Here is a 10,849-nt window from a genome sequence, read left to right on the forward strand (position 1 = left end):
ACGCGCTCGCCGCCGCACGGGCCGTGACGCCGGACGCGGAGCTCGAGGCCGCGGTGGAGAGGACGACGTTCGAGGTGGACTCCAGAAGGGAGACCGCGCGTCAGGCGCGGGCCCGACTGGACGAGACGCTCGCCGACGCGCCGCCGGAACTCCTCGAGAACGCGCGGGCCTCGCTGGCCGCCCTCGTCGCCGAGGAGAGGGAGTGCGCGTCGGCGGTGGCCACAGCGCTCGGTCGGGTGAACGCGATCGGAGACCAGGGACGGCTCGGGGACGTCGCGGTGGCGGAACGTGAGGTCGAGGCCGCGCAGAGGGAGAACTCCGCCCTGTGGCGGCGGGCACGCGCGGCGGACCTGCTCTACCGGACCCTCGAACAACGACGGTCCGAGGCTCTCCGGGCCTACCAGGAGCCGTTCCACCGGGCGGTGGTCGAACTCGGGCGACTGGTCTACGGGCGCGAGTTCGACGTGCGACTGGGGGAGGACCTCACCATTCTCAGCCGGAGGATCGGGGAGGTCTCCGTCGACTACGACTCCCTGTCCGGCGGGGCCAGGGAACAGCTGGCCGTGATCGTCAGAATCGCCTGCGCCAGACTCGTGGGGGACAACGGTGTCCCGGTGTTCCTCGACGACACCATGGGGTACACCGATCCCTCCCGTCGCCTCACGATGGGTGCGGTCATCGCCGCCGCGGCCTCCACGTCACAGGTCATCGTCCTCACCTGCGACCGTTCACGCTTCGCGGGTGTCGGCAGCGCGCGCACCCACGTCATGCGCAGGTCGGGATCGGCCCGCGACTGAGGGCGGTCCGGCCGGTCCGCGGCGGGCCGGTGGCTGGAGGACGCAGCGGCGGGTCGCCGTGCTGTAATAGCCCCATGAGCGAGACACGCTGGTTGAGCGATGAAGAACAGTGCATGTGGCGCCGGTACCGGGAAGTCAATCAGTTGCTCGACCTCGCGATCGAACGCCAGCTCCAGCGCGACGCGTCGATGTCCCAGTCCGACTACTCGGTGCTGGTCAGCCTGAGCGAGGCGGACGGTCGGGGCCTGCGCGCCCGTGATCTGGGGGCGGCTCTCGGCTGGGACCGCAGCCGTGTGTCGCATCAGGTCAGGCGGATGGAGGCCCGGGGACTCGTCGCCAAGGGGGAGTGCGCGGAAGACGGCCGGGGCACCATCGTCACCCTCACCGCGGAGGGGGCCGAGGCGATCGCCCGGGTGGCCCCCATGCACGTGGAGAAGGTCCGGGAGCTTCTGGTCGACGTCCTCACCCCGGAGGAGGTCGGCTCGCTGACCGAGATCTTCGAGCGGGTGGTCACCCGCATCGGCGAGGTCGACGGGATCACCCTGCCGAGCTGATCGGGTCCGGGGTCGCGCCGGAGCGTACGAACGGAAATGACAGCGGGGCCCGGGCTGAGAAGCCCGGGCCCCGCTGTCGTGGTGCCCCCGAAGGGAATCGAACCCCTGACCTTTGGTACCGGAAACCAACGCTCTATCCCCTGAGCTACGAGGGCGGGATACCGGCCTTTCCGGGCCGGAGGCCGATCGCCGGGCGACTACTTCGAACCGCCCTGCTGAACAGCGAGACCGATCGTAGCACCGGGGCGGGATCGTGACCGCATCGGGCCCGCCCGCGTCGCGAGGGCGGGCGGACGCCGGTGTCCGATTCCGCTGCCGACGTGCCGACACCTAGGATAGGAAGACGTGACTCCCGCCGACCTCGCCGCCGTCATCCGCGCCGCTCTCATCACCGTTCTCACCGAGCGTGGAGCCGACATCTCGGTGGTGCCGGACACGGTGACGGTCGAACGCCCGCGCAACCCGGAACACGGCGACTACGCCACCAACATCGCGTTGCAGTTGGCCAAGAAGGTCGGAGCCTCTCCGCGGGATCTGGCGCAGGAGATCGCCACCGCGCTCGCCGCCGATCCCGGTGTGGCGTCGGCGGACATCGCCGGCCCCGGATTCCTCAACATCCGCCTCGACTCCGGTGCCCAGGGGTCGCTCGTGGCCTCCGTCATCGAGCAGGGCGAGGCGTACGGCGCCGGGGACGCGATGGCCGGTCGTCGGGTGAACCTCGAGTTCGTCTCCGCCAACCCGACCGGCCCCATCCACCTGGGAGGCACCCGCTGGGCGGCGGTCGGCGACGCCCTCGGGCGCGTGCTCGAGGCATCCGGTGCGCAGGTGACCCGGGAGTACTACTTCAACGACCACGGTGCCCAGATCGATCGGTTCAGCAGGTCGCTGGCCGCCGCGGCCCGCGGCGAGGCGACTCCGGAGGACGGGTACGCGGGAGCGTATATCGACGACATCGCCGCCCGGGTCGTCGCGGAGCACCCGGACGTCCTCGAACTGCCGGAGGCCGAGGGGCTCGAGACGTTCCGCGCCACGGGCGTCGATCTGATGTTCACCCACATCAAGGCGTCGCTCGCGGAGTTCGGCACTGTCTTCGACGTCTACACCCATGAGAACTCGATGTTCACCTCCGGCGCCGTCGACCGGGCGATCGAGGTGCTCAAGGGCAACGGCAACCTGTACGAGTCCGAGGGCGCCTGGTGGCTGCGCTCCACGGACTTCGGGGACGACAAGGACCGTGTGGTCCTCAAGTCCGACGGCAACGCGGCCTACATCGCCGGTGACATCGCCTACTTCCTGGACAAGCGGGACCGCGGTTTCGACCTGTGCATCTACATGCTCGGTGCCGACCATCACGGGTACATCGCCCGTCTCAAGGCCGCGGCGGCGGCACTGGGGGACGACCCCGCGGCGATCGAGGTCCTCATCGGGCAGATGGTCAGCCTCGTGCGGGACGGCGTCCCGGTCAAGATGAGCAAGCGCGCCGGCACCGTCATCACGCTCGACGACCTGGTGGACGCGATCGGGGTGGACGCCGCTCGGTATGCGCTCATCCGCTCATCGGTGGACCAGACCATGGACATCGATCTGCAGTTGTGGACGTCGGCGACCAACGACAACCCGGTCTTCTACGTCCAGTACGCGCACGCCCGCCTGTGTTCCCTCGCCCGGAACGCCGCCGACCTGGGGGTCACCACCGACGCCGCCGACCTCGCGCTCCTGGTCGAGGACCGGGAGGGCGCGCTCATCCGGACCATCGGTGAGTTCCCCCGGGTCGTGGCGAGCGCGGCCGAACTGCGCGAACCGCACCGGGTCGCCAGGTATCTCGAGGAACTCGCGGGCGCCTATCACCGCTTCTACGACACGTGTCGCGTCCTGCCGATGGGTGACGAGGAGGCGGGGCCGCTCCACGCCGCCCGGCTCGCGCTCAGCACGGCGACCCGACAGACGCTGGCGAACGGACTGCGGCTGATCGGCGTCACCGCCCCGGAGAAGATGTGAGCGCGCACCCGGCCGGGTCCCGGCACGAGTTCCCGCACGCGCCCGGGATCGGCGAGCGTCCCACCGACGCGGGCGGGGTGATGGCCCTGGATCCGGCGGTCTGGCCGCGCGGTGCGGGTCGTCGCGGGGACGGGGTGGTGGAGTTCGCCGGGGTCGCGGCGGATGAGCTGGCGGCCGAGTTCGGCACCCCGTTGTTCGTCATCGACGAGGATGACTTCCGCTCGCGCTGCCGCGAGATGGCGGAGGCCTTCGGGGGCGCCGACCGGGTCCACTACGCGTCCAAGGCGTTCCTGTGTACCGAGGTGGCGCGCTGGGTGGCGGAGGAGGGGTTGAGCCTGGACGTCGCCTCCGGTGGCGAGCTCGCGGTGGCCCTTCGTGCGGGGTTCCCGACGGACGGGATAACCGTGCACGGCAACAACAAGTCCGCCGACGAACTCAGGCTCGCCGTGCGCAGCGGGGTCGGGCACGTCGTCCTCGACTCGATGTCCGAGATCGCCCTGCTCGACCGCATCGCCGCCGAGGAGGGCGTGGTCCAGGACGTCTTCATCCGGGTGACGGTGGGCGTGGAGGCGCACACCCACGAGTTCATCGCCACCGCCCACGAGGACCAGAAGTTCGGGTTCTCCCTCGCTGGCGGTGCGGCGATGGCGGCCGTCCGCGGGGTGTTCGAGGCACCGCACATCCGGCTCACCGGCCTGCACAGCCACATCGGGTCCCAGATCTTCGACGTCGACGGCTTCGAACTCGCCGCGCGCCGCGTGATCGGCCTCCTGCGCGACATCGTCGACGAGTTCGGTGTCGAGCGCACGGCCCAGCTCGATCACCTGGACCTGGGTGGCGGACTGGGCATCAGCTACGTCGCCTCCGACGACCCGCCCCCGGTCGCCCAGCTGGCCGCCGCGCTGACGGAGATCGTCGACGGCTTCTCACGGGACGTCGGCCTCGCGCCCCCCACGCTGGTCGTCGAACCCGGACGGGCGATCGCCGGACCCGGCACCGTCACCCTCTACGAGGTGGGCGTGGTCAAGGACGTCGAGCTCGCGGGTGGGGAGAGCCGCCGCTACATCAGTGTCGACGGCGGGATGAGCGACAACATCCGGACGGCGTTGTACGACGCCGTGTACGACGCCCGGCTGGTGGGCCGCGCCTCGTCGGCGGAACCCGTCGTGGCGAGGCTCGTGGGCAAGCACTGCGAGAGCGGTGACGTGGTGGTGCGTGACCTGTGGATGCCGGAGGACGTCGGTGCGGGTGACCTGGTGGCCGTCGCGGCGACCGGGGCCTACTGCTACTCGATGTCGAGCCGGTACAACCTGATCGGGCGGCCCGCGGTGGTCGCGGTCCGCGACGGACGGGCACGCCTGGTGCTCCGACGTGAAACCCTGGACGATCTGACGAGCTTGGAGGTGGGACAGTGAGCGACGCAACGGCGTCAGGCGTGCGACCCGTGGGAGTGGCGGTGCTCGGAATGGGCACCGTCGGCACCGAGGTCATCCGCTACATGACGGAGAACGCGGAGGCTCTCGCCTCCCGCATCGGGGCCCCGTTGGCCCTGCGGGGTGTCGCCGTGCGCGACCTGACCCGCGATCGCGGGGTGGACCCGGAGCTCCTGACCGCGGACCCGGCCTCGCTCGTCTCCCGGGACGACGTCGACGTCGTCGTCGAACTGATGGGCGGCATCGACGTGCCGCGTCCCCTCCTCCTCGAGGCGCTCCGTCACGGCAAGGCCGTGGTCACCGCGAACAAGGCGCTGCTGGCCGAGTACACCGACGAACTGGCGGAGGCCGCGGACTCGACCCGCACCGACCTGTACTTCGAGGCGGCCGTGGCCGGCGCGATCCCGGTGATCGGACCGCTGCGTCGCTCGATGGCCGGCGACCAGGTCGAGCGTGTCCTCGGGATCGTCAACGGCACCACCAACTACATCCTCTCCGCGATGGGGGCCACGGGCGCCGATTACGCGGAGACCCTCGCGGAGGCCTCCCGGCTGGGGTACGCGGAGGCCGATCCCACGGCGGATGTCGAGGGGTACGACGCGGCGGCCAAGGCCGCGATCCTGGCCTCGATCGCATTCCACAGCCGGGTGACGGCGGGCGACGTCTACCGGGAGGGGATCTCCAGGATCTCGCCCGACGACTTCGCCTCCGCCCGCGACATGGACTGCACCATCAAGCTGCTCGCGATCTGCGAGAAGCTGCGGCGGGAGGACGGCAGCGAGGCCGTCTCGGCGCGCGTGTACCCCGCGTTGTTGCCCAACAGCCATCCGCTCGCCACCGTCAACGGCGCCTTCAACGCCGTCGTGGTGGAGGCGGAGGCGGCCGGCCGTCTCATGTTCTACGGGCAGGGTGCGGGAGGTTCCCCGACCGCCTCCGCCGTGCTCGGGGACATGGTCGCGGCGGCCCGCAACAAGGTGGACTCGGGTCGCGCACCCGGCGAGTCGACCTACGCGGCCCTCCCCGTGGCCTCGATGGACGAGGTCTCCACGCGGTACCACGTGCGGATGCGTGTGGCCGACAAGCCCGGGGTGCTGGCGCTGGTCGCCGCCGAGTTCTCCCGCCACGGGGTGTCCATCGCCCAGGTGCGGCAGACCGAGGTCGAGTTCCCGGAGTCGGAGCTCGACGATTCCGAGCCCACCGCGGAGCTCACCGTCCTGACCCACCGCGCCTCGGAGCGCGCGCTCGCCGACACGGTCGCCGCGCTCTCCGACCAGGACGCGGTCTCGGTCATCACCAGCGTCATCCGACTCGAGGGAGTGGACACCGAATGAGCAGCACCCATCAGCCCGTGCACCACCGCTGGCCCGGCCTCATCGAGGCCTACCGCGACCGGCTCCCGATCGGGGACGCCTGGGAGCCGGTGACGCTCTTCGAGGGCGGGACCCCGCTCCTCCCGGCGCCCTACCTCTCAGGGGTCACGGGGTGCGAGGTCTACCTCAAGGTGGAGGGCCTCAACCCGACGGGCTCGTTCAAGGACCGCGGCATGACCATGGCCGTCACCGACGCCAGGGCGAGGGGCCAGAAGGCCGTCCTGTGTGCCTCGACCGGGAACACCTCCGCCTCGGCCGCCGCGTATGCGACCCGCGCCGGGATGGGCTGCGCGGTTCTCATCCCGCAGGGCAAGATCGCGGCGGGGAAGCTGGCGCAGGCGGTCATGCACGGGGCGACGATCATCCAGGTGGACGGCAACTTCGACGACTGCCTGGAGCTGGCCCGTAAGACCACCGCCACGTACGCGGAGATCGGTCTGGTCAACTCGGTCAACCCGGTGCGGATCGAGGGCCAGAAGACCGCCGCGTTCGAGATCGTCGACGTGCTCGGACGCGCACCCGATCTGCACTTCCTCCCGGTGGGCAACGCGGGCAACATCACCGCGTACTGGAAGGGCTACAGCGAGTACCACGCGGACGGCATCGTCTCGACCCGCCCGCGGATGATGGGCGTGCAGGCCGCGGGCGCGGCGCCCCTCGTGGACGGGGCGCCGGTCAAGAACCCGGAGACCATCGCCACCGCCATCCGCATCGGCGCGCCGGCGTCCTGGGACGGCGCCGTCGCCGCCCGTGACCAGTCCGGTGGCACGTTCCGCAAGCGCACCGACGAGCAGATCCTCGAGGCGTACCGCACGGTTGCGGGCAAGGACGGCGTGTACGTGGAGCCGGCCTCCGCGGCGTCGGTCGCGGGACTGCTCGACGCGCACGCCAACGGGGAACTCGAGCCCGGTCAGACGATCGTCTGCACCGTCACCGGCAACGGGCTCAAGGACCCGGACACCGCCCTCCTGGGCATGCCCGAGGTGGAGGCCATCCCGGTGGATCCGACCGCCGTCGCCGGCGCTCTCGGGTTGGAATGAGCGACGTGACCGGTACCGGCCCCGAGGTCTTCGGCAGCTCCGGGGGACGTATCCTGCCGGTCGGTCGCTCGGTCACCGTCGAGGTGCCCGCGTCCAGCGCCAACCTCGGGCCGGGTTTCGACGCCCTGGGCGTGGCGCTGGGCCTGTACGACACCATCACGGTGACCACCATCGGCTCGGGGCTCGAGCTCGAGGTCTCGGGCGAGGGGGCCGGTCAGGTCCCCGCCGACGCCTCCCACCTGGTCGCGAAGGCGGTGGAGGCGGGACTGCGGGCCGGCGGCACGGGCGCCCCTGGGGTCAGGATCGCCTGTACCAACGCGATACCGCACTCCCGGGGTCTCGGGTCCTCCGCGTCCGCCGCGGTGGGTGGACTGGTCGCGGCGAACGGTCTCATGGGCGGCGTGTTGACCGACGAGCACCTGGTACAGCTCGCGAGCGAGTTCGAGGGGCATCCCGACAACGCGGCGGCGAGCGTGCTCGGCGGGGTCGTGGTCTCGTGGACCGAGCGATCGGCGACCGCCGTGACCTACCGCGCGGTGCGCATGGACGTCGATCCGACGATCGTCGCCACCGTGCTGGTGCCGGCCGAGACCTCGTCGACGGCGCAGACCCGGGGCTTGCTCCCGGAGATGGTCCCCCACGAGGACGCGGCCTTCAACGCCAGTCGGGCCGCACTGATGTCGGTGGCCCTGGCCTCGCACCCGGAGTTCCTCCTGGCCGCGACCGAGGACAGGCTCCACCAGTCCTACCGGGCCCCGGCGCTCGTCGGCACCACCGAGTGGGTCGGCCGGCTCCGGGACCGTGGACTCGCCGCGACGGTCTCCGGGGCGGGCCCCACCGTCCTGGTGCTGGGGACCTCCGCGCTGCCCGCGGACCTGCGCGGGGACGCCGAGGCGCAGGGATGGCAGGTCCTGGATCTCCGGATCGCGGAGGGCGCCCGGGTTCTCGTCGGGGAGTGAGGACGTCCGCTCGCACGACGGGGGTTCACGGCCGGGCCGTGACCCCGGTCAGGCGGTGGAGCCCGGTGAGATGGTCGTGACCTGATAGGCCCCGTCGGCGTGGAGGGCACGGATCGCCCGCTTGTCGTACTTTCCGACCGACGTGCGGGGGATGTCGTCGACGAACGCCCAGTGGTCCGGTCGCTTCCACAGTTCCACATGGCCCTCCAGCGACTCCCAGAGCGCCCGCGCGGTGGCGGACGCGCCGGGTTTGAGGTGGACCAGGACCATGGGGCGGTTGCCCCAGCGTTCGTCCGGTACGCCGATCACCGCGGCATCGGCCACCCGCTCGTCCCGCAGTACGGCGTGCTCGAGTTCCACCGAGGAGATCAGCTCGCCCCCCGAGGCGATGATGTCGTCCACCCGGTCGACCACGTCGAGGTAGCCCCTGGGGGAGATGGTCGCCATGTCCCCGGTGCGCAGCCAACCGTCGACGAACCGGTCGGTCGCGTCGTCGCCGAGATAGCGTGCGGTGACCCAGGGTCCTCTGATCTGTAGCTCGCCGACCGACCACCCGTCGTTCGGCAGGACACGCCCGGCTTCGACGATCCGGGCCTCGACCCCGGCGGGGAACCTGCCCTGCCCGAGGATCTGTGCCCGGCGGTGGGTCGCGGACGAATGGGGGTCGGCCCGGGCGAACGTGGCGATCGGGCTCGACTCGGTCAGGCCGTAGGCCTGCATGATGGTGACCCCGTGTCGCGTGACGAACGCGTCGAACAGCGCCTCCGGCACCGGCGAGCCTCCGACCAGGACCTCGCCCAGGTGGCCGAGCGGCTGGGGGTTGGTCTCCAGCCGGCGGAGGAGGCGCTGCAGGGAGGCCGGCGTGGTCGCGACCTTGTTGGGTCTGAACGTGGCGAGCAGATCGGCCAGGTCGCGGCCGGAGTGCATGGCCTGACCAGGTCGCGGCCGGGCGGTGATGATGCTCGCCCCGGTCATGAACGCCGCGTAGGGCAGGCCCCAGGACAGGACGTGGTACATCGGCACGGTCGTCAGGACGGTGTCCCCGCTGCGGAGCGCCGCGCTCTCGGCCATGCACATCTGCATCGAGTGCAGCCAGATCGAGCGGTGGGTGAACGCCACCGCCTTGGACAGGCCGGTCGTGCCGGAGGTGTAGGCCAGCGCCGCCGCGGCGCGTTCGTCCAGCTCGGGCCACTGATAGGTGGTCGGCCGTCCGTCGAGGAGGGCCTCCAGGGCGTGGAGTTCCACCTCGTGACCGTCCCCGGACAGGTCGGTGGTGTCCCCGGCGACCCGGGCGTCGAAGACGACGAGGTGGCGCACGTGCTCCAGGTCGGCGACCACCTCGAGTGCGAGAGAGAGCAGTTCGGGATCCACCAACACGACGGAGACGTCGTTGTCGCGGAGCGCCGCGAGGAGGAAGGACCGGGACCTAAGGACGTTGACCGACAGCGCGACGGCTCCCATCGACGGGATCGCGAACAGCGACTCGACGACCTCGGTGCGGCTGCCGGACAGAACGGCCACGACGTCACCCTCGCCCACGCCGAGATCGGTGAGGGCGTGGGCCAGGGCCGCGGCCCTGGCGGCGATCACGTCGAACCGAAGGGTCCGGGGCTCCATGTCCCCGACGAAACCGGTGACCGTGGAGCCGGAGTGGCGCTCTGCGGCGTGGTCGAGGATCCGGGACACGAGCAACGGGGTGTCGAGCATCGTTCCGAACATCAGACCTCCTTCCGCGCGGCCGCAGTGGGCTGTAGGTTACCGCCCGTCGACCGGGATGCGGACACGCCCGTGGGACTCGCGAGGGGGACGCGTGTGGAGACCGACTGCGGGTAGTATGCTTGCCGAAGCCACGGACGCCCGGTCGTCCCCGCATCCCGAGACATCTCCAGTTCACCGTCCGCCTCGGCGGACGGCAGCTCGTGAGTAGGTCACGGTGGGAGCGGCCGAACGGCGAGTGGTCAACTGGGATTGTCGTGCCCGTGAGTGGGTCTCGTCCGTAGTCGACGGTCAACATGACGTCGGCGCGGTGGGCGTCACCTCGTGTACATCCCCCTCAGACGAATCCGTGTCCGGCCAGTTCGCCGCCACGGAAGGCCTCAGCGGCCACCCGGGACGCCCGTCCGCGTCCCGGACAGTTGCTCGGTGCGAAGCGGTGGACACCGCCTCGGCCCGGGCCCAGAAAGGACACCCGTGACCTCGACGGAAACCCACTCCACGCCTCCGCAGGGTGCCGCACTGGCAGCCATGCGACTGGCGGACCTCAAGTCCCTGGCGCAGCAGATGGGCCTCAAGGGCCTGTCAGGCAAGCGCAAGGGCGATCTGGTGGCGATGATCGACTCCGCCCGCGGCGGGAAGTCCCAGGCTCCCGCCCAGTCCGCGCCGGCCGCGACCGCGGAGAGTGCCCCCCGGTCCGACGCGCAGAAGCCGCCGAGTGGCCAGCAGCCCGCGCGCGAACCCAGGAAGGCGGACGAGGGTTCGACTCGGGGTGGCGGTGAGGCGCCCGCCGAGAGCCGGGGCCGCGGGGACGGGCAGGACCAGGGCGAACGGAACCGTCGCGAGGACGGCCCGCGCGGCGGTGGCCAGAACCAGAACCAGGCGCAGGGTCAGAACCAGGCACAGAACCAGTCGCAGGGTCAGAACCAGGGGAACCGGCAGCGTCGGGGCGGGCAGAACCGCGACGACCAGGGCTCGGGTCGTC

At 71.1% G+C, this 10,849-nt stretch carries 8 protein-coding genes, 1 tRNA gene and 1 pseudogene; 8 read left to right on the plus strand and 2 right to left on the minus strand.

Translation table 11 applies throughout. The features are described 5' to 3' along the window. Together G6020_RS11440 and G6020_RS11445 are read left to right on the plus strand one after the other, a co-directional pair. Positions 1-797: pseudogene (locus G6020_RS11440) on the plus strand (chromosome partitioning protein); the annotation flags it as partial. Positions 798-871: 74 nt separating this feature from the next. After that, positions 872-1,351, plus strand: coding sequence for a MarR family winged helix-turn-helix transcriptional regulator (locus tag G6020_RS11445; RefSeq protein WP_241732679.1), 480 nt, complete (start codon positions 872-874; stop codon positions 1,349-1,351). Positions 1,352-1,430: 79 nt separating this feature from the next. On the opposite strand, the gene G6020_RS11450 is transcribed toward G6020_RS11445, so the two are convergent. After that, positions 1,431-1,506: transfer RNA gene (locus G6020_RS11450), tRNA-Arg, on the minus strand. A 190-nt stretch (positions 1,507-1,696) separates the two neighbouring features. Here G6020_RS11450 and argS point away from each other — a divergent pair. The 5 genes from argS to thrB are packed head-to-tail and all read left to right on the plus strand — an operon-like array spanning position 1,697 to position 8,151. Then, positions 1,697-3,349 carry an arginine--tRNA ligase gene (argS, locus tag G6020_RS11455; protein WP_182610717.1) on the plus strand — a complete coding sequence of 551 codons (1,653 nt, stop codon included), beginning with the start codon at positions 1,697-1,699 and terminating at the stop codon, positions 3,347-3,349. Continuing rightward, on the plus strand, positions 3,346-4,764 hold the full coding sequence (gene lysA, locus G6020_RS11460; RefSeq protein ID WP_182610718.1) for a diaminopimelate decarboxylase: 1,419 nt from the start codon (positions 3,346-3,348) through the stop codon (positions 4,762-4,764). Before argS ends, lysA begins: the two co-directional genes overlap by 4 nt. Next, positions 4,761-6,113, plus strand: coding sequence for a homoserine dehydrogenase (locus G6020_RS11465; RefSeq protein WP_179525563.1), 1,353 nt, complete (start codon positions 4,761-4,763; stop codon positions 6,111-6,113). Before lysA ends, G6020_RS11465 begins: the two co-directional genes overlap by 4 nt. Further along, the gene (thrC, locus tag G6020_RS11470) at positions 6,110-7,192 is read left to right on the plus strand and encodes a threonine synthase (RefSeq protein WP_179525562.1); all 1,083 of its coding nucleotides are present in this window, start codon (positions 6,110-6,112) and stop codon (positions 7,190-7,192) included. Before G6020_RS11465 ends, thrC begins: the two co-directional genes overlap by 4 nt. Continuing rightward, positions 7,189-8,151 carry a homoserine kinase gene (gene thrB, locus G6020_RS11475; RefSeq protein WP_179525561.1) on the plus strand — a complete coding sequence of 321 codons (963 nt, stop codon included), beginning with the start codon at positions 7,189-7,191 and terminating at the stop codon, positions 8,149-8,151. The genes thrC and thrB overlap by 4 nt, the downstream gene beginning before the upstream one ends. Positions 8,152-8,199: 48 nt before the next feature. On the opposite strand, the gene G6020_RS11480 is transcribed toward thrB, so the two are convergent. Next, positions 8,200-9,870, minus strand: a complete 1,671-nt coding sequence (locus G6020_RS11480) for an AMP-binding protein (RefSeq protein WP_182610719.1) — start codon at positions 9,868-9,870, stop codon at positions 8,200-8,202. 471 nt (positions 9,871-10,341) lie between these two features. On the opposite strand from G6020_RS11480, the gene G6020_RS11485 reads away from it, so the two are divergent. Beyond that, positions 10,342-10,849, plus strand: a 508-nt coding sequence (locus G6020_RS11485; RefSeq protein ID WP_182610720.1) for a Rho termination factor N-terminal domain-containing protein, incomplete at its 3' end; no start/stop codon positions are given.

The sequence above is a fragment of the Dietzia sp. B19 genome, from assembly GCF_014145155.1.
GTDB classification, from domain to species: domain Bacteria; phylum Actinomycetota; class Actinomycetes; order Mycobacteriales; family Mycobacteriaceae; genus Dietzia; species Dietzia natronolimnaea.